Source organism: Ralstonia sp. SET104 (assembly GCF_003851545.1).
Lineage (GTDB): Bacteria > Pseudomonadota > Gammaproteobacteria > Burkholderiales > Burkholderiaceae > Ralstonia.
Genome location: NZ_BHVX01000010.1, coordinates 116,694 through 134,101 on the forward strand (window position 1 = coordinate 116,694; position 17,408 = coordinate 134,101).

The 17,408-nt window shown below is 61.8% G+C and carries 18 protein-coding genes and 3 pseudogenes; 10 read left to right on the forward strand and 11 right to left on the reverse strand.

Annotation, left to right across the window (positions count from 1 at the left end; all coding sequences use genetic code 11):
* Positions 1–21: 21 nt before the first annotated feature.
* A pseudogene (locus PSUB009319_RS14505) lies at positions 22–840 on the reverse strand (EamA family transporter); the annotation flags it as partial.
* 342 nt (positions 841–1,182) lie between these two features.
* Here PSUB009319_RS14505 and PSUB009319_RS14510 point away from each other — a divergent pair.
* The 3 genes from PSUB009319_RS14510 (at position 1,183) to PSUB009319_RS14520 (ending at position 2,186) form a co-directional block, all read left to right on the forward strand.
* Positions 1,183–1,647, forward strand: a complete 465-nt coding sequence (locus tag PSUB009319_RS14510; protein WP_124382926.1) for a hypothetical protein — start codon at positions 1,183–1,185, stop codon at positions 1,645–1,647.
* Between the two features lie 16 nt (positions 1,648–1,663).
* The gene (locus PSUB009319_RS14515) at positions 1,664–1,924 is read left to right on the forward strand and encodes a hypothetical protein (protein ID WP_124382927.1); all 261 of its coding nucleotides are present in this window, start codon (positions 1,664–1,666) and stop codon (positions 1,922–1,924) included.
* Positions 1,925–1,991: 67 nt separating this feature from the next.
* On the forward strand, positions 1,992–2,186 hold the full coding sequence (locus PSUB009319_RS14520; RefSeq protein ID WP_124382928.1) for a hypothetical protein: 195 nt from the start codon (positions 1,992–1,994) through the stop codon (positions 2,184–2,186).
* A gap of 61 nt (positions 2,187–2,247) precedes the next feature.
* Here PSUB009319_RS14520 and PSUB009319_RS14525 read toward each other — a convergent pair whose 3' ends face one another.
* Positions 2,248–3,240 (reverse strand): DNA-binding protein, encoded by a 993-nt coding sequence (locus PSUB009319_RS14525; protein WP_124382929.1) that lies wholly within the window; start codon positions 3,238–3,240, stop codon positions 2,248–2,250.
* Between the two features lie 404 nt (positions 3,241–3,644).
* On the opposite strand from PSUB009319_RS14525, the gene PSUB009319_RS14530 reads away from it, so the two are divergent.
* Complete coding sequence (locus PSUB009319_RS14530; protein WP_124382930.1) at positions 3,645–4,319, forward strand: cytochrome c family protein; 675 nt, start codon at positions 3,645–3,647, stop codon at positions 4,317–4,319.
* A 199-nt stretch (positions 4,320–4,518) separates the two neighbouring features.
* On the opposite strand, the pseudogene PSUB009319_RS14535 reads toward PSUB009319_RS14530, so the two are convergent.
* Positions 4,519–5,252, reverse strand: a pseudogene (locus PSUB009319_RS14535) (IS6 family transposase).
* Positions 5,253–5,343: 91 nt separating this feature from the next.
* On the opposite strand from PSUB009319_RS14535, the gene PSUB009319_RS14540 reads away from it, so the two are divergent.
* The 6 genes from PSUB009319_RS14540 (at position 5,344) to PSUB009319_RS14565 (ending at position 9,342) form a co-directional block, all read left to right on the forward strand.
* Positions 5,344–6,141, forward strand: a complete 798-nt coding sequence (locus tag PSUB009319_RS14540; protein WP_124382931.1) for a hypothetical protein — start codon at positions 5,344–5,346, stop codon at positions 6,139–6,141.
* An 81-nt stretch (positions 6,142–6,222) separates the two neighbouring features.
* Positions 6,223–6,561 carry a hypothetical protein gene (locus PSUB009319_RS14545; RefSeq protein ID WP_124382932.1) on the forward strand — a complete coding sequence of 113 codons (339 nt, stop codon included), beginning with the start codon at positions 6,223–6,225 and terminating at the stop codon, positions 6,559–6,561.
* Positions 6,561–6,980 (forward strand): DUF2231 domain-containing protein, encoded by a 420-nt coding sequence (locus PSUB009319_RS14550; protein ID WP_124382933.1) that lies wholly within the window; start codon positions 6,561–6,563, stop codon positions 6,978–6,980. Before PSUB009319_RS14545 ends, PSUB009319_RS14550 begins: the two co-directional genes overlap by 1 nt.
* 47 nt (positions 6,981–7,027) lie before the next feature.
* Positions 7,028–7,747 (forward strand): GTP cyclohydrolase I, encoded by a 720-nt coding sequence (gene folE / locus PSUB009319_RS14555; protein ID WP_124382934.1) that lies wholly within the window; start codon positions 7,028–7,030, stop codon positions 7,745–7,747.
* Positions 7,748–7,818: 71 nt separating this feature from the next.
* Entirely contained in the window at positions 7,819–8,544 is a 726-nt protein-coding gene (locus PSUB009319_RS14560; protein ID WP_124382935.1) for a ferredoxin--NADP reductase, read from the forward strand.
* 87 nt (positions 8,545–8,631) lie between these two features.
* Positions 8,632–9,342, forward strand: coding sequence for an RNA polymerase sigma factor (locus PSUB009319_RS14565; protein WP_124382936.1), 711 nt, complete (start codon positions 8,632–8,634; stop codon positions 9,340–9,342).
* Positions 9,343–9,537: 195 nt separating this feature from the next.
* On the opposite strand, the gene PSUB009319_RS14570 is transcribed toward PSUB009319_RS14565, so the two are convergent.
* The 8 genes and pseudogenes from PSUB009319_RS14570 to PSUB009319_RS14600 all read right to left on the reverse strand — a co-directional run bounded on the left by PSUB009319_RS14570 (position 9,538) and on the right by PSUB009319_RS14600 (position 17,386).
* Positions 9,538–10,434, reverse strand: coding sequence for a hypothetical protein (locus PSUB009319_RS14570; RefSeq protein ID WP_124382937.1), 897 nt, complete (start codon positions 10,432–10,434; stop codon positions 9,538–9,540).
* Positions 10,431–10,637, reverse strand: coding sequence for a transposase (locus PSUB009319_RS14575; RefSeq protein WP_374704199.1), 207 nt, complete (start codon positions 10,635–10,637; stop codon positions 10,431–10,433). The genes PSUB009319_RS14570 and PSUB009319_RS14575 overlap by 4 nt, the downstream gene beginning before the upstream one ends.
* Positions 10,638–10,759: 122 nt before the next feature.
* Positions 10,760–10,953: pseudogene (locus PSUB009319_RS23275) on the reverse strand (hypothetical protein); the annotation flags it as partial.
* Between the two features lie 465 nt (positions 10,954–11,418).
* Positions 11,419–12,096, reverse strand: coding sequence for a TIGR04283 family arsenosugar biosynthesis glycosyltransferase (locus PSUB009319_RS14580; protein WP_124382938.1), 678 nt, complete (start codon positions 12,094–12,096; stop codon positions 11,419–11,421).
* The gene (locus tag PSUB009319_RS14585) at positions 12,093–14,216 is read right to left on the reverse strand and encodes an FAD-dependent oxidoreductase (RefSeq protein WP_306308031.1); all 2,124 of its coding nucleotides are present in this window, start codon (positions 14,214–14,216) and stop codon (positions 12,093–12,095) included. Before PSUB009319_RS14585 ends, PSUB009319_RS14580 begins: the two co-directional genes overlap by 4 nt.
* A 32-nt stretch (positions 14,217–14,248) precedes the next feature.
* Entirely contained in the window at positions 14,249–15,211 is a 963-nt protein-coding gene (gene arsS, locus PSUB009319_RS14590; protein ID WP_124382939.1) for an arsenosugar biosynthesis radical SAM (seleno)protein ArsS, read from the reverse strand.
* A gap of 23 nt (positions 15,212–15,234) precedes the next feature.
* Positions 15,235–16,323: an inorganic phosphate transporter gene (locus PSUB009319_RS14595; RefSeq protein ID WP_124382940.1), complete on the reverse strand. Its 1,089-nt coding sequence runs from the start codon at positions 16,321–16,323 to the stop codon at positions 15,235–15,237.
* 25 nt (positions 16,324–16,348) lie between these two features.
* A complete protein-coding gene (locus PSUB009319_RS14600) occupies positions 16,349–17,386 on the reverse strand; it encodes a methyltransferase domain-containing protein (protein ID WP_124382941.1) in 1,038 nt (345 codons plus the stop codon).
* Positions 17,387–17,408: the final 22 nt, after the last annotated feature.

Consider the following 17,408-nt stretch of genomic DNA (forward strand, 5'->3'; position numbering starts at 1 on the left):
GGCAGGCGGGTTCAGGCCACCTCAGGCTGCCGCCCGCCGTGCCGCTCGCGTGGCCCCCGCTGTCAGCACGACCACTGCCGCCAGGATGATGCCCGTCGCGCCCAGCGTTTGCGGTGCGACCACTTCATCGGCCAGCCATGCGCCCATCAGCAGGGCGATGGGCGGGTTCACATACACATAGCTCGTCGCCATGACAGTGGACACGCGTTCCACCAGCGCCATGTAGGCCGTGAATGCGATGGCCGAGCCGAACACCACCAGATAGCCCCACGCCAGCGCCGCATGCATGCCGATGTGCTTGGGCCATGGCTCACCCGTGATCAGGCTGAGCAGCACCAGCGCGACGCCGCCAAAGGCCATCTCCAGCACGAAGGCGGTGGTGCCGCGTGGCATGTCGATGCGCTTGGAGAGCTGTGAGCCGAATGACCACGAAGCGATGGCAGTTGTGAGCGCCAGCACGCCAACCGTGCTGGCCTGGAACTCCGCCCCGCGAAACAGCACGGCAATGCCGATGCTGCCCAGCGCAATGGCGCCAATCTCATAGGGGCGCAAACGGCCGCCCGCCAGCAGCGTCCACAGCGTGGAGAACAGCGGCATCGACGCGATCATCACCGTGGTGGCACCCGATGAAATCGTCTGCTCGGCCACCGCTGTCATGCCCATGCCGCCCACCAGCATGAATGTACCGATCAGTGCACAGTTGCGGATCTGGCGCCAGCTTGGCCGGTTTTCCGGCTTCCCGCGCTGGCGCAAGAGAACCAGTGGGGCGAGCAACAGGGCTGCTGCCAGAAAGCGCGAGCCCATCATCAGGAAGGGCGGCAGGTCGGTCAGCGCAAAGCGGGGTAGTCGTCCTTTTCGTGCATTTTCTTACGGCTTCGTCCGGAATCCTCTTTTTATTCAGCGGGTTACGGATTTGACGATTTCGCGCAAGCCGTCCTTTTCGTGCGATTTCTTACGGTTTCACGGCTCTGGCCAGTTGGGCGCGGCTGCGGCGGGCAGCATGTTCACTGCGCAGTGAATATGCCGTTTTTGCCGAATATTGACGCTGGCCGCGCCGTCCAGCGAGTTGCCCGTTACGCTGCTGGGCCCGCTATGCCGAGGTGCGTTCGGTGGGAGCAGAACCACTTTTTCATCACCCGTTGGCATAATTGCTGGGCAAAAATTCATCTTTCGGGGAATGGGGTGGAAGTCGATCAGGCGCATTGCAGCGACATCGAGATTTGGAATGTCCGGCTTCGCAACCATGAGCCGTATGCGTTCACGCGCCTGAAGCGTGCGTTTGTATCCGACGATTCGCGCCACCGGGTCGTGATGGTCGATGCCAAGAAATTGCTCTCCTGTGCAGATCGCGACACCACGGACTACGTGCTGCCAAGGGTGGAGGACTGGTATCCGGGCAAGGTCCGCGGCATCTGTGAGTTCCTCGATCCTAGCCAAGCAAGAATCCCTGAGATGCCCTATGTCACTTTCAGGGTGCGAAACAGGCGCACACTGCTCGGTCTAATTGGCTTGGACAAGGAAGGTGTCGCCTCCTTCCGAAACGGCCAGCATCGTGCGCGCTACATAGTGTTTGCCGGCGCTACGAGCTTTCCGGTTGAAGTGCATGAAACGGAAGCAGCTTTGCTCGAACGCTACTGCGGCACTTGATTCGAGTCGGTCGGTCATGCCTATCCGCTTCCCGAGGACAATCCTGATCGAAGAAGCTCGCCTTGCAGAGGGGGCTGCCTCGTTGCGCCTTGACTGCGAGAGCATTACCGTCGCGCCGGGCGGCCTCACCGTCGATGGCGTCGAGGTGCGGCAACTGCTGGCCTTGGGCTGGACACCACGCTGCCTGTCCTTCGAATCGAATGGTCAAGCCTATCACTTCGACATCAACGGGGTCGCCGTCATACGACCGAGCCGCGCAGTATTCCCCTTTGCCTAGAGGCCTTTTTCATTGTCAGGCGAACTCCAGCGCGGCCACACGTGGGCGCAGAACTTGCATGGGAAGAATGACCTATTCTTCAACCATCACCCGTGCACCTCCCCCGCACATCATGAAGCCGCACATTCAGCATTCGCATCGCGCGTATCGTTCAGCCGAGCCACATTATGGCAGCCGCTACTACCTTGGGGTTGCCGCCTTCCTTATCGCAATCGGCCTGCTGTATCTCGCTTGGTTTCTTCTTTGGTCGATTCGGGCGTGAGTGGTCAATTGCGACGGACGGACCGTCAAGGAGCATCCTTCGCGCGCAAAATCTTAGCGTTTCAGGTCGCCGGCCCAGCCAAGCCGAGCTGCGCCCGGTAGTCGGTCAGTAGCGTCTGCTGGGCTTCCAGGCGTGCCGCCAGTTTGGCCAACTCTGCTGCCATCTGCTCACGTTCCGCACGCACGGCCGCGAACCCGTCCGTCTGCGTCTGCACCGTTGTGCGCAGCGCGTCCCGTTCCGCTTCTGCTCGGGCCAAGTCTGCGCGCGCCTGGTTCAGCGCCGTCAGAGTCTGTTCGCCACGTGCCTCCGACTCACGGACACGCTTCGCCGCGGCCCCGGCTTCGGCTACCAGCCTCGCGCCATCCTTGTTCAACTGCGTGATCTCTCCCTGCTTGATGATCAGTGCCTGATTGGCCTGCCGGATTTCCGCCTGCAGTTGTTGGACCTGCTGCTCGTGCCGGCGCGCGTCCTGATCCCGTTGCTCTTTGCTAGCGTTGCGGAAGTGGTCCAGTGCCTGGTGGGCATGCTGCAGCTTCTCCTCCAGCGAGCGGCGGAAGCCTTCATGCTCGGCCAGCCGGGCCGTGAGGTCCTGAACCTGCTGTGCCGAGCGCTCAGCCTCGATGGTGCGCTGCTGCAGCGCCGTCTGCGTGTCACTGTGCGCGGCCCGCACGTTGGCAATGTTGGAGTGAGCCTGCGCCAACTCGGCGCGCAGCGCGGCGAGATCTGCGGACAGCTTGTCGGCCTCCGCCTGGGCCTGTTGGCGCTGCGCGGCCGCGGCGGTGATTTGCTGATCAATTGTCGCCTGCGCCTCTTCGTGCAGGCGCGCCGCCAGCCGGGCCACCAGATCCTGGATGGCGTCGGAGAGCGAACCGGTGCGCGTCAGCGCCGTGCCGTCCTCCTCTTCCAGTTCCTTCAGGTAGCGGTGGATGGTCGTTTTCGAGCCGGTGTTGCCTAGCGCGATACGTATCGCATCGATCGAGGGGTGCTGCCCTTGGGCAGCCAGCGAATCGCGGGCGCGCTTCACGTCCAAGCGGCTCAGTCCTGCACGGGCCATGGTGCTCCTACAATTTGATACCGTAATACGTACCATGTATATACGTACCAAATTGAGGCGTCAAGCTACAGAATTCTGGTAATTTTTCACACACGATAATGGTGGATTATCACGTGTGAACGCCTGCGAGGGAGGCTCAGGGCCGGGCCTTCGGTACGAAACCCCGACAAAGGCATGATTCCTGTGATGCTTGCCGAGCGTCACTTCCTCACAGCCGGAAGAAGGAGCGCGCCGCGGTCCGTAACCCGCGCCAGCCAACCCTGCGCAGCCCCAGTTCGCCGCCTGGCGAGATGTCGTGCGATCGTGCTGACTCTGTCCCGCCTCTATATGCTGTATGAGTATTCCTTCATCGTTCCCTGGCTAGCGGCTCGAAGGTGATCCGATACGCAAACAGGAGCCGTCAAATGATTCAACGTCCCGATCTTCGTGTGATCGCGGCCGCTTTGGCCCCACTTGTCTTTAACGCGCCGGCGCGCGCCGAGAGTGACCTTGCGCATGGCGCACAAGCCGCCCGCGCGTGCATGGCCTGCCATTCGTTTGCACCGGGCCGCCACATGACGGGCCCGAGCTTGGCGGGCGTTTTGGGCCGCAAAGCCGGCACAGCCGACGGTTTCGCGCGCTACTCTGACGCCCTCAAGCAATCAGGTCTGGTCTGGGACAAGCGGAACCTGGACGCGTGGCTCAAGAATCCGGCGGCGCTGGTGCCGGGTAACGCGATGACCTTTCCCGGTATTGCCGATGTACGCACGCGAGCCGATCTGGTCGCCTACCTTGAAGCCGTTTCCACGGGGCGCGTGAAGGTGCCCGATCGTGGCCTGCCGAACTTGAAGGAGCTCGACGCGGCGTCGCGGGTCACCTCAATCCGCTACTGTGGCGATACCTATCGCCTGACCACCGCCGACCGGAAGACCCAGGCCTTTTGGGAGTTCAACCTGCGATTCAAAACCGATGGCAGCGCTGCGGGCCCGGCTGCCGGTCAGCCTGTGCTGATCGGCACAGGCATGCAAGGTGACCGCGCCGCCGTGGTGTTCGCACGCCCCGAGGAAATCTCGACCTTCATTCAGAGGCGGTGCCCATAAAAACTGGCCACTCAACCTGCGGCACCCGGAATTCTGTGGCGATGCCACTGCAGAGCTGCGGCCGGGGAATCGGGCGATTCTCAATTCTTCCCGTTGTCGTTCCACGCCCGCGAGAGGCTGTCGAGGAAAAGGCTTGCAGACTGGAAGGCGCTGTCAACTTGTCGATAGCAAGGCAAGGCAGTGGCACGGGGGACACTGATCAGAAGGCAGTTGACGGATTTTGGGCCACTTCAGTGAATTCTTGCCAGGCAGCGAATCTCGCTGCAAGGTGTTTGCGGTAGAGCGAAGCACGCAGCAGATGCCGTTTCAGCGCGAAGTGTTGTCGGATCGGACCGAAGCTCGAAAGGAAAGCCTGCGTACGTTTGCGGTCGCGAAAGCCTCGCATACGCCGCTCGCGTTCGCGGGTCGGCTGGTGGTTATTCTCGGCTCGATTGTTCACGCGCGCGGCGGCTCTCACGAACACGTGCTTGACGCTGGCCAGCTCTGGAATGTCGGCCATTGCGGCCGGGTAGCTGCGTAACTGATCGGTGACGATCTTGCGGGGCGCCGGACATGAGCGAAGCACGCGCTGGAAGAAGCGTTTGGCGGCAGCCTTGTCGCGCCGCTTCTGCAACAAGATCTCCAGTTCGGCGCCATGCTCGTCGACCGCTCGCCACAGCAGATATGGCTCGCCGCGCAGCGTCACGAACATCTCATCGAGAGGCCAGGTGCTGCCTGGTTTGCGCCGTGCAGCCTTCACGCGATGGGCATAGCCGGCGCCAAATTTGTCACACCAGCGGCGAATTGTCTCGTAGGGAACGACCAACCTCGCTCGAACAGCAGTTCCTCGATGTCGCGCAGGCTCAGGTTGAAGCGGAAATACCTGCGCACCGCGTGGCTGATGACCGCCGCCGGAAATCGGTGGCCGTGATAGAGCGATTTGGTCTTCGTCATCCCGTCATCTTATGCGGCCGCCTCGCTAACGTGACAGCACCCGCCCAAGGCATCCTGCATTCCGGAACGTGGCTAAACCTCACTCCATCCAATGGTCAGACGCAGGCTAAAACAACCTGCCAAACAGCGTCAGGCGCTGCGTCCATCACGGCATTTTCTACTGGCGATCACTATGACCTACTTATCAGCACCGCAACCAGCGCCTTCGCTTCGATTCACGCTTTCCGCAGCCGCAGCCTGTTTGGCCTTGTTCACCTTCGCCTCTGGGAGCGTCAGCGCCCATGACGCGACTGCGCACGCACCAACCGGACGGGTGGTCGGAAAGGCGGTATCGGCCGGTCAACGCAGTGCGAGCATGAACGCGCTGTACTCTGCCATGCAGACTCTGTGGGCTCAGCACATGGAGTGGACTTACGCAGCGGTAACGGCGTACGTCTCCAACCCGGCTGCCTTTGACGCAACGGCCGCGCGTTTGCTCAAAAATCAGGAAGACATCGGCAATGCGATCAAGCCGTTTTACGGTGAAGCTGCCGGCGATGCTTTGAGCAAGCTGCTCAAGGAGCACATTGGCGCAGCGGTCGAGGTGGTCAAACAGGCCAAGGCCGGTAACAAGCCTGCGCTCGATAAGACAGTGGCGGCAGCCTACGCCAACGCGCAAGAAATCGCGGACTTCCTCGCCAAAGCCAACAAAAACTGGCCCCGGGAGACGGTTCGCTCAATGATGAAGGGCCACATCGATACGGCGCTGGTCTACGCCACGGCGGTGATTCAAGGCAATTACGCCGAAGGAATTGCCGAATACGGCAAGGCTGAAGCCCACATGTTGCACATGGCCGACGCGCTCAGCGCCGGATTGATTGCCGCATTCCCCGACAAGTTCAAGAGCTAATCCAACAACTCAGAGGAGATCTCTGCAAGCCCAAGACGGTGACTTGCAAGCAATCTCCCCAACTTCTCTGGAGAAAAACAAATGCTTAACTACGCCATCGTCGTATTTGCCATCGCCGCCGTTGGTGGCTTGGTGCTGGCCGCGCATGTGCTGCGCGATAAGTTCGCCCCTTGGGTGTTGTCGCTATTGCACGCACTGCTCGGCGCAGCGGGCCTGGCTTTGCTGATCGCACTGCTCGTCCAGGGCAATGCGCCGCAGAAAGTGCTGATCAGCTTCGTGCTGATGCTGGTGGCAGCGCTGGGTGGATTCTTCCTGGCCTCGTTCCATGTGCGTAAGAAGCTACCGTCCAAGGCCGTGGTGGTGATTCATGCCGGCGTCGCAGTCGCGGGCTTTCTGACGCTGGCAAGCGTGCTGCTGTGATGTCGCGCCATCCTCTGCATCCGGCACTGGTGCATTTCCCCATCGCCTGCTGGTCGCTGGCTGTGGTGGCAGATTTCACCGGCCTCTGGCTCGGCGAGGTCGCTTGGCGTTGGTCAGGCGGACTCTTCGCAGTTGGCTGTGGCATGGCCTTTGTGGCCATGCTCACAGGCTTGATCGAACTGTCTCATGTGCCCGAAGGCCCCGCTATGCGGACTGCTTACTGGCACATGGGCGCGGTGCTCGTTGCCTGCACACTATTTTGCACTCGCCTGCTGCTGCGGCTGGAAGACCTGCGGCCGCTGGAACCTAACACGATTTCGTTGCTGATGGATGCGGGCGGCTTTATCTGTTTGGTCGGCGGCGGCTGGCTTGGCGGAAAACTGGTGTATCACCACGGCGTCGGACGCTCCAGCAACTAGGTTGTGTGCGCGTCGCTATCGCAAATTATTGATAGAGGAATTTATCCATGCTGCTCGAACCTGTACTCCAGGAAAAGCCTACCGTAACTAAAGCGAGCGTATCCGACCGCATCTGTCGTCGCCTCATCGAGGCAGGGCAACGTTTCCATGCGAACGACAATATCGCCGACTTCATCCGTGACGGCGAGTTGGACGAACTGCGTATAGAGGTTGAACATGAGTTGCAAGGCGTGCTGCGCTCACTGGTGATTGATACCCGGAACGACCACAACACCGCCGAGACGGCGAAGCGGGTCGCCAAGATGTTCGTGCACGAGGTATTTCGGGGCCGCTATGAAGCAGCGCCGGCGGCTACGGCGTTTCCGAACGTGTCGCAGCTCAACGAACTGATGATCGTCGGCCCGGTGACGGTGCGCAGCGCGTGCTCCCATCATTTGTGTCCGATCCTGGGCAAGGTGTGGATTGGCTTGCTGCCCAATGCGTCGTCCGATCTGATCGGCCTGTCCAAGTATGCGCGCCTGGCCGAATGGGTGATGAACCGGCCGCAGATTCAAGAGGAGGCCGTGGTCATGCTGGCTGACGAGTTGGAGCAACGCATCCGACCCGACGGCCTGGCCATCGTCATGGAAGCCAACCACTTCTGCATGCACTGGCGCGGGGTCAAGGACGATGGTGCGCTGATGCGGAACTCCGTCATGCGGGGGACGTTCTTGAAAGACGCGACGCTACGGGGTGAGTTCTTGAGCCTGCTCGGGAGCCATCGTTGATGGTGCGAATATTTTGTCGGCCGGTCCCATCCTGTGGGTATAGCCGGCTATTTAACACCTGAGGGTTCATCATGTCTGAGTACACCGTTAGACTCACCGCCCATCGTCGGGTTGCTGAGGGCACTATGGCCTTTCACCTCGAAAAACCTGCTGGTTTTGAATTCAGACCGGGACAGGCCATGGAGCTCATCCTGCCGGGGCAGCATGCTGACGCTAATTCTTCAGACGTCCGCCATGTCTTTTCCATCGTCAGCGCACCGCACGAAGACGAACTAATTATCGCCACCCGCATGCGCGACAGCGTATTCAAACGAACGCTAGGTAACCTGCCCATCAGCACAGAAGTTCAGATCGACGGCCCCTTCGGCTCGCTCACTCTGCACAAAAATACGGCGCGCGCGGGTGTACTCATCGCCGGCGGGATCGGGGTGACTCCGTTCATGAGCATACTGCGGGACGCGACGAAGCTCCAGATACCGCAAGATCTGCTGCTGCTGTATTCCAACCGCCGCCCTGAAGACGCGGCATTTCTCACCGAACTACAGCAGCTCGAAAAGCAAAACCCAAGGTTCCGCCTCATGGCAACCATGACGGACATGGAACACTCGGCGCAAAGCTGGGATGGTGTAACCAGAAAAATGGACAGTGCATGGATCAAACATGCTATCGAGGGGCTGGCCGATCCGATTTTCTATGTTTCGGGCCCACCGGCCATGGTTGAGGCCATGCGCCAGACGTTGGTGGCAGCCGGTATGGACGAGGACAATGTGCGCAGCGAGGAGTTCTATGGTTACTGAGTCAAGGTCTTGTCCGTCAGAGCCGGCCACGGCCACGGCGGTAGATCGTGGCTCGCCCCATTCGTTCGATGTCCAGGAGACAACCAGTTGAACACACAACACCAGACGCCAGCTCCCATTTCGTCGCTCACCACAGAGACCGAGCTCGTGTCACGCGCCGCCCAAGGAGACGAAGCTGCTTTCGAGGCAATCATGCGCCGCCACAACCGGCTGTTGTTTCGTACGGCGCGCAGCATTCTGAAAAGCGACCTGGACGCCGAGGAGGCGCTTCAGGAGGCCTACCTGCGTGCCTGGCGCGCATTGGAGGGTTTCCGTTCGGACGCCAAGCTCTCAACCTGGCTGGTGCGGATCGTCGCCAACGAGGCGCTTGGCCGCCTGAGACGAAAGGTTGCGCAAGTCATTCCACTGGATGCCGCCATGAACTCCATCGAGCCAGAAATCCAGTCATCGCTGACCGATGACCCTGACTATCGACCTGAAAACCTCGTCATGCGTGCCCAGATGCGCAAGCTGCTTGAGGCGCGTATCGACATGTTGCCTGAGACTTTCCGCGCCGTGTTCATGTTGCGCGCGGTCGAAGAAATGAGTGTGGAAGAGGTTTCACAGGCGTTGGACATTCCTGAGGCCACGGTGCGAACCCGATTCTTCCGCGCCCGCAGCATGCTGCGTGAGGGCTTGGCCAGCCAAGTCGATGTCGCGCTGAACGACGCCTTCGCCTTCGCTGGCGCACGCTGCGATCGGATCGTCGCAGGTGTGCTAGCAAGAGCAAACGCCGAAGGATTGGTCTCCAAGGGTTAGCGTGCTTGTAGAACCTCAATCTACTGATCCCCAGGCCCTTGGCTGGGCATCAGGTTCGACTAAGTAGCTTTATTGTAAGCAGTCCTTCAACAACGCCTCTCAGCGAGAAGTTGTCATCGCCCACGGCAAGAGCGCGGCATAGTTATCGGCGGTCTTGGCCAGCGGAAGCTTCCTGAACAGCCAGACGAACCTACCTCACAGCTGCAGACGGAAATAAGCGATGTTGGTAACGAGGCCAGGCAGCAACCATTGGAACAGGCGTGTCATTTCCAATATCTCCTCGAACGGCGCATCCCTTTCGGCTGCCGCGCGGAGCGTCTGAGAGGTGATGCCGCCGGGATTGGGCAGTGTACGGGCGATCTCCACGGCACGGTCATGGACCAACTGGGCCAGCTCCTCATGGGCCGGCGTGCCAACAATCCTTCTCAAGTCGCCCCAGGCCATCGCGAAATAGCTCGGCCAGCGTGCAAGGGCACGATAATCGGTGTTCACGAAGGGCAGCCCCAGCGTCGCTTTGACGTCTTCATAAACCATCCGAGTCGGCACATCGGCGTGGTGCGCTTCCATCAAGACGAACGGCACGCGGAATTCTGGAGCATGGCGGCCTGTAAAGACCTCCACGGAGCGATCGCCGTCCATTGCTCCCCCCTCGAGCAGGTAGCGGGTGATAGTGGCGACGAGTAGATAGGGAAAATTGCCATGCGAGAAAACCTCGATCATGGCGCGAATGTCATCGATCTCGCGCGGTGCATAGCCGATCGCGGCCAAACGGGCCGCGATCGGCGGAGGATCGACGGCTGTCACACCGGCTTCGGTCAGGCGGCGCAGATCCTGGAATCCCTCGACGAAGGCACTGCTGGCGCAGAGCTTAATTAAGCCGTCCCACAGCGTGTCATAGAAGGTGCGGTAATGCGCGTAGGCCATGGTGATCACGCCCATCCATGGCACTTGGAAGATTGTCTTCATGGCTTCGTAGCGCTGCTTGAGGGCGCCCTCGGCCTCGTATTCCGGAACGGGGTGGATCGCCGGAACGGATCCGGGCCGGCGGCGTGGTAGCTCCATTGTGATTCCCTTGTTGGTTCTGATAATCATATGGCCGGCTCTTGCGAGCTGGATCTGCTGACGTCCCCCACATAGACCCACTGCGGGCCTCTTTTCCTCTTCTTGTTGACGGGCGCAAGTATGGAGATCGGCGTGTCGTCCGCGTGCAGTTTGGTCGCCGCCATCACGTACCAGCGCAGCGCGTCGGTCAGCAGATCGCACAGCGCTTCGCTTTGACCAACCCAGCGCCCCATGCCGGCCGGGTCGCATACGGGGCAACGAAATCACGGAGAACATTGTGGCCACACACAAAGAGTTGTTGGCCCAGAAGGCTAGGCTTGATGAGCGGCGCGCGTCAAGGTAGTTGTCGCCTCGTTCATGTAGCCAGCAGCTGTCTATCAACGAATCCCGAACGAGTCTTGACGATGGAGTCCCGTTCGGGGTTCAAGATCACTGCCTCAAAGGGTCTCCAGTTCCGGATAGCGCCTGACCAGCGGCGCGGATTGCGGTGTCGTCGCCCGCATGACGCTGCGCAGGGCTGACGTAGCGGATGCCGTTGTGCCGGTGTTCGGTTGTTGCCGCCTAGCCTAAGGTTGATAGCAGGTGAAAGTACCTCCCAACGAGAGGTTCGCTCGCAAGGCTGGAAAAGTTTCAATCTCCAAGAAAAAGTGCGTACCGCATCGAGCCGCGAAATGTCCCGCACTGCCTTGGCTCGCAATGCGGCGACACTGAACGAGCCGAAATTGCCTTGACAACGGCTAGCCGCTTGCACGCTTGTCGATGGGCTTGGGTATAAGCGAATGATGCCCCGACCAGCCAGTCAAAGGCACGTTGGCTACCCGTAATCTTTGCGGGCTTGGCGCTCAGTCTATGGGAGCGCGCTCGCCAGGATTCGCAGCAGGGCCAGACCGATCAAGCCAAAAAGAAAACGCCAACCGTAGCATCGGCCGAGGCGATACGCAGCGCTTGTCGCTATGGTTTTGCCTATGCTTACCGTCGACCTTCAATCATAGAAAAACAGTGCGAACACCCACCTCAGCGATAAAGCCGGGCCAGCCTTGCCGCGCTGACACCCGCAAAATAAGCCAACCGCAGCCCCCACATCAGCAGCACAGTTCGCCATACGCCATGCATCTCCCACCGCCGGCCCGAGGTCACAGCCGTCGAGTGAAGGCATAGCGGAGGCGACAGCCGTTTGAGGCGGCGTGACAACTCGACGTCTTCCATCAGCGGCTGCGCCGGAAAACCGCCAACCTCGGCAAAGACGTCCCGTAGCACGAACATCGCCTGATCGCCAGTCGCGATACCGGTCAGACGCGAACGCGAGTTCATCATGCGGGCAATCAGCCACAGCATTGGCGGCCGGCCGGTAATGCGCACGTCGAAGCGCCCCCACGCTCGGCCGCTTCCGGTGAGCGCTGCCAGAACCAGCTTGTCGGCACGCTCGGGCAGCCGCGTGTCGGCGTGCAAGAACAGCAGCACCTGCCCGGTTGCCTCGGCAGCACCTGCGTTCATCTGATTTGCCCGACCGCGCGGCGAGCGTAGCACCCGGTCAGCCAGCGGCACGGCCAGCGCGGCCGTGTCATCGCGGCTCCCGCCATCGACTACGATCACCTCCACCCCTTCCCGGCGCAGCGGCAGCAACGCCGAGAGGGTGTGCTCGATCTGCCCAGCTTCGTTCAGCGTGGGTATGACAATCGATAGCCACGTCATGCGCCCTTCCTTTGCCAGGCGTGGTAATGCTCGGCCCAATAGAGCAGCCACGCCGGCACATGCGCTCGCTGCCACGCGCCGGCCGTGTGCCGATTCGCCTCGGCCCAGGTCGGATAAGCATGTATTGTGCGCAGGATCTGGCGCAGGCCGAGTCCATGACGCATTGCCAGCACGAACTCGGCGAGCAGTTCGCCTGCGTGCGCCCCGACGATGACCGCGCCGAGAACGCGATCCCGCCCGGGTGGCGTCAGCACCTTGACGAAGCCACCGGCGGCTTCATCTGCGATGGCACGATCCAGCTCATCGAGCCGATAGCACGTGACCTCATAGGCGATGCCGCGCTCGCTCGCTTCCCGCTCAGACAAACCGACGCGGGCGACCTCCGGATCGGTGAATGTGATCCACGGGATCACCGAGTGGTCAACCTTGAAGCGCCTGAAGCGACCAAACAGTGCATTGACGCTCGCGTACCACGCCTGGTGAGCGGCAGTGTGGGTGAACTGATACGGGCCAGCTACGTCGCCGCAAGCGTAGATATTCGGGTACAGCGTCTGCAGATAGCCATCGGTTTCGATAGTCTTCTTGTCGGTCAGCGGGATGCCCAGCGCTTCGAGCCCGAATCCTTCAGTACGCGCTTTTCGGCCGACTGCACAGAGCACGGCATCGCATTCGACCGTGATGTCTTCATCGCCTTGCCTCAACCTCAGCCGCTTGCATTGGCCGTTGCGTTCGACGCGTAGCGTCCGGCAGCCAGTCAGCACCCTGACCCCATCGCGTTCGAGCGCCGTGCGCACGGCGTGCGAAACCTCACCGTCTTCGCGCACCAATAGCTGCGGTGCACGTTGGATCTGGGTCACCCGGCTGCCGAGGCGGGCAAATGCCTGCGCCAGTTCGCAGCCGATCGGACCGCCGCCGAGCACGACCAGTCGCGCGGGCTGTTCGGTCAGCGACCACAGCGTTTCCGAGGTGAGGAAGCCGGCCTCCAGCAACCCGGGGATGTCCGGCACGACCGGGCGCGCACCGCTGGCGATCACGATCGCCCGGCCCGTCAGCGTGCGGCCGTCGACTTCGACCGACCATGGCGATGTGATGCGCGCATGGCCGCGGATCACATCGACGCCCAGTTGCCGATAGCGTTCGGCCGAATCGTGCGGCTCCACCGCTTGGACTACCCGTGCGATGCGCGCCATTGCCTCGGCGAAATCAAACTTCACCTCGACTGCTCGGACACCGAGCGCGCTGGCGTGATGACATTGGTGCAGAAACCTGGCGGTACGGATCAAAGCCTTGGACGGTACACAGCCGGTGTTGAGGCAGTCGCCGCCCATTTTGTGGCCTTCGATCAAGGTAACCTTGGCCTTGGTCGATGCGCCAACATACGCAGTGACCAGCCCGGCAGCACCGCCGCCGATCACAATAAGGTTGCGATCGAAGCGGCGCGGCCTTGACCAGCGCCGGTAGACACGCCGCTGCCGGAACCATGCCAATAGCCGGCGCGCGAGCAGCGGCAGCACGCCGAGCACGACGAACGACAACAGCACACCCGGCGTCAGGATGCCGCGCACGCTGGTCAACTGGGCCAGCCGGGTGCCGGCGTTCACGTAGGCCAGCGTCCCTGGCAGCATGCCGATCTGGCTCACCCAGTAAAACGTCCACGCACGCAGCGGCAACAGACCGGCCACCAGGTTGACCAGGAAGAAAGGAAACAGTGGGACCAGCCGCAGCGCGAACAGATAGAGGGGGCCCTCGCGCGCGAAACCCTGTTCGATTGTCGCAAGCCTGTCGCCAAAGCGTTGCCGGACGGTGTCGCGGAACAGATAACGCGCCAGCAAAAACGCCAACAAGGCGCCGAAGCTCGACGCGAAGGACACCAGCAGCGTGCCTGCTCCCAGCCCAAACAAAGCGCCACCGGCCAGCGTTAGCACCGCGGCACCCGGCAGAGACAGGCCGGTAAGCGCAATGTAGAGCGCGAGATAAAGCAGCGGAGCCAGCCACGGATGGCGCTCAGCCAACGCCCGAATCGCTGCCTCACCCGCCTTGAGGGAATCGAAGCTCAGATAGCGCTCGAGGCCCAGCCCCCAGAAGCCCGCCAGCAGCGTCACGACCAGGAGCAGCAGCACAAGCTTGGATCGTTTCATGTGTCGCTCCCCTGTTACATGAGCGCGCCGCCGCAACTGCTACCTTGTCCAGCGGTACAACCGTAGCAGTGGTCAGCGATCACGATCGGCTGCCCGATCATGTCTTGCTTTAGCAGGTCGCGCAGATGCGGATGGGGCGTGCCCGACCAGCGCAGCGGCAGTTGCAGCATCTGGTTGAAGTCACAGTCGTACAGATAGCCTTGCCAGTCGACGCTGATCAGGTGGCGGCACATCACTCCCTCAAGATTGGCCGCGCAATGGTTCTCGCGCAGTTGCTGCATGTAGCTGGCGAACAGCCCCTTCGAGACCAGCATGCTGCCGAAGCGTTGGATCGGCATATTAGCGAGCACATACAACTGGTTGAAGACAATGCCGTATCGCTCGGATAGCTCGCGTTGATACGCCGCTTGGAGTTTCGCCTGGGCTGGTGGCAATACCGGTCCTTGCGGGTTGTAGACCAGATTGAGCGTGAGCGCGCTGCCGGGCCGACCGTAACCGCGCGCATTCAGTTCTCGCAATGCCGCGATACTCTTGTCGAACACGCCGGCGCCGCGCTGGCGGTCAACGTTATCGGACTCGTAGCACGGTAACGACGCAACCACTTCGACCTGCTTGTGGGCCAGGAAGTCGGCCAGATCCTGTTGGCCCGGCTCGAACAGGATGGTCAGGTTGCAGCGGTCGATCACCCGAACCCCGAGCGCTCGTGCGCGGCTCACCAGATCCCGGAAATGCGGGCTAAGCTCCGGCGCGCCGCCTGTCAGGTCGAGCGCCGTGAGCCGGCGCGCGGCGAGCACAGCCAGCACCAGTTCGACCGTGTCGCGGTCCATCATCTCGGTGCGGTTCGGTCCCGCGTTGACGTGACAATGCACGCAGGCCTGGTTGCACCTATAGCCCAGGTTGACCTGCAAGGTGTCGAGCGTCGTGCGACGGATCGCAGGGAAGTCGGTGACTTGCAGCAATGGCAGCGTGGCATGCATGGTGAACTCCTCTCCTGACCGCCCTACAGCGCGCGCACGGCTTGCGTTGCCAACCAGGCCAACGTGGCAGCCAACGGTAAGGTTGCGACCCAAGACAGCCCGACATTGCGTACGGTCGCCCAGTCGAGATTGCGCGCGCCCGCCCCGGCGATCGAACCGACTGCGACATGGGTGGTGGACGCCGGCAGACCGAATTTGCTGGCAAACAGCACCAGGGCGGCGGTGATCAGGTTGGCGGTCAGCCCTTGCGCACTGTCCATCCGCGTCATGCGTTGACTCATCGTGAGGGCGACCTGCCGCGCGTAAAGCAGGCCGCCGGCCGCCATGATCGCGGCGATCGCCACCACCGACACCGACGCTCGGACCCCATGTGCGGCCAGCAGCAAGGCCGCCAGCTTTGGCGTGTCGTTCACCCCGCGCGCGAAGCAGATCAGTGCGCCGGACAGCGTGTGAACGTGGTCGGCCAGCCTGCCGAGCGAGAAACGTGCGACCGGCTGCGGCAGCGTATTGCAGTGCGCCGCCGGCGCAATCACTAGGCTCGGCGCGGCTGCCTGCCATCGGGCGGTGCCATTTGCCAGGGGCTCCGCCAAGGCAACGGGCGGCAGCACGCAGGCGCAATCGCGCTGTGAGGCCCGGCGCAGACGAACCAAGGGAGTGATCGCGAAACCGAGGGCGGCAGCAATCAGGGGGCTCGTGACCATCGGCAACAGGAAGTTGCTGGCAAGTTTGCCGTAGTGGATTTCGCCGCCGTGCTGGCCGAGTGCCGCACCAATCAAGCCGCCGATCAGCGCGTGGGTGGTCGACACAGGAAGGCCGGCGCGCGTCGCGATGAAGACTGTCAGCGCAGCGCCCGTCCCGACACTTGCGAGAAACAGCGGTGCGCTGGCGATGGCGTCGGGCACCAGCGCCTTGCCGGAAAACTGTTGTACCAGTGTATCGGCCAGCAGCAGCGACGCCACGCTGCCGGCTACCGTGGCGACAGTGGCCAGAAGGAGCGCGGTGCGATAGTTCAGCGTCCCCGCCCCCCAGACGGTGGCGAACCCCTTGAAGTTGTCGTTGGCGCCGTTGCTGAATGCGACGAACAGGGCGGCGCCGATCAACAGGGTGTCCATGGTGTGCTCCTTGATGCGGTCGCGTTCAGCAGCAACCGCTGCCGCATGGCGCAGCGTTCTGGTCGAATGGCAATCCGCCGCCGCATCCTGCGAACAGCCCGTAGTGGTGCGAAAAGTCGCCGATAAAGTCGAAGTGCGGGGCAAAGCGGCTGTCGTGCAACATGTGCCAGGTATTGCCGCACACTGGAAACACGCGACCGGTTTCAATGCCGTGGTGTTTGTCTAGCACGAAACGGTGCGGCTGATTAGGAACCGTGCCCCGGTAGATCACTGCCTGCCCGTAGTCTTCGCAGGCACTTTCCAGCCCAGCCAGCTTGAACAGACGCCAGGTGGCCGAATAGAAGCGGAGGTTGCCGGCCTTGCCGGCCAACTGCGGATCGTCGATGACCAGCGGGCGATCCGTCACCAGCCGTGGGTCGGTAAAGCCGCACGCATGGGCAAGCCGCAGAAAATCGTTCCAGTACAGCGCCCCGCCCAGGCATTCACCGTAGAGCACGGGGTCGTTGCGTACCGCTTCCGGCACGCGCCGGTCGGCGTAGACGTCGGAGAAATAGAATTCGCCGCCCGGCTTTAACAGCCGATGGACCTCGCGCAGTACCGCCGCCTTGTCCGGCGACAGGTTGACCACGCAGTTCGACACGATCACGTCGAAGCTGTCGTGTTCCAATCCCATTGCGTCGAGATGCTCGATATAGCCTTGTCGGAACGCCACATTGGCGAAACCGAACTGCCTGCTGTGGTGGGTGAGGTACTGCTCGGCGACGGCAAGCTGCTCCTCGGTCATGTCAACGCCGACCACCTGGCCACATGCACCGACCAACTGAGACAGCAGGTACACGTCGCGTCCGGCGCCGCAACCGAGGTCGAGTATGCGGCAGCCCTCCAGCAGCGGTGGACAAACCAGCCCGCAGCCGTAGTAGCGAGCGGAGACTTCAGGATGAATGCGAGCCAGGAGCGGCTTGAGCCAGGCGGGGGTGTCCGACGGGTCGCAACACGCGGAGGTCTTCAGGTCGTCGGAATGTTGAAGCTGGCGCCCGTAATAGTCTTTGACGAGATCGTGCATGGTGCGTCTTCCTTGAAATCGG

Coding starts and splice junctions, on each gene's coding strand:
- PSUB009319_RS14515 (WP_124382927.1), top strand. CDS start 1,664: ATGCCTATCCGCTTCCCGAGGACAATCCTGATCGAAGAAGCTCGCCTT.
- PSUB009319_RS14520 (WP_124382928.1), top strand. CDS start 1,992: ATGACCTATTCTTCAACCATCACCCGTGCACCTCCCCCGCACATCATG.
- PSUB009319_RS14525 (WP_124382929.1), bottom strand. CDS start 3,240: ATGGCCCGTGCAGGACTGAGCCGCTTGGACGTGAAGCGCGCCCGCGAT.
- PSUB009319_RS14530 (WP_124382930.1), top strand. CDS start 3,645: ATGATTCAACGTCCCGATCTTCGTGTGATCGCGGCCGCTTTGGCCCCA.
- PSUB009319_RS14540 (WP_124382931.1), top strand. CDS start 5,344: ATGGTCAGACGCAGGCTAAAACAACCTGCCAAACAGCGTCAGGCGCTG.
- PSUB009319_RS14545 (WP_124382932.1), top strand. CDS start 6,223: ATGCTTAACTACGCCATCGTCGTATTTGCCATCGCCGCCGTTGGTGGC.
- PSUB009319_RS14550 (WP_124382933.1), top strand. CDS start 6,561: ATGTCGCGCCATCCTCTGCATCCGGCACTGGTGCATTTCCCCATCGCC.
- folE (WP_124382934.1), top strand. CDS start 7,028: ATGCTGCTCGAACCTGTACTCCAGGAAAAGCCTACCGTAACTAAAGCG.
- PSUB009319_RS14560 (WP_124382935.1), top strand. CDS start 7,819: ATGTCTGAGTACACCGTTAGACTCACCGCCCATCGTCGGGTTGCTGAG.
- PSUB009319_RS14570 (WP_124382937.1), bottom strand. CDS start 10,434: ATGATTATCAGAACCAACAAGGGAATCACAATGGAGCTACCACGCCGC.
- PSUB009319_RS14575 (WP_374704199.1), bottom strand. CDS start 10,637: ATGGGGCGCTGGGTTGGTCAAAGCGAAGCGCTGTGCGATCTGCTGACC.
- PSUB009319_RS14580 (WP_124382938.1), bottom strand. CDS start 12,096: ATGACGTGGCTATCGATTGTCATACCCACGCTGAACGAAGCTGGGCAG.
- arsS (WP_124382939.1), bottom strand. CDS start 15,211: ATGCATGCCACGCTGCCATTGCTGCAAGTCACCGACTTCCCTGCGATC.
- PSUB009319_RS14595 (WP_124382940.1), bottom strand. CDS start 16,323: ATGGACACCCTGTTGATCGGCGCCGCCCTGTTCGTCGCATTCAGCAAC.
- PSUB009319_RS14600 (WP_124382941.1), bottom strand. CDS start 17,386: ATGCACGATCTCGTCAAAGACTATTACGGGCGCCAGCTTCAACATTCC.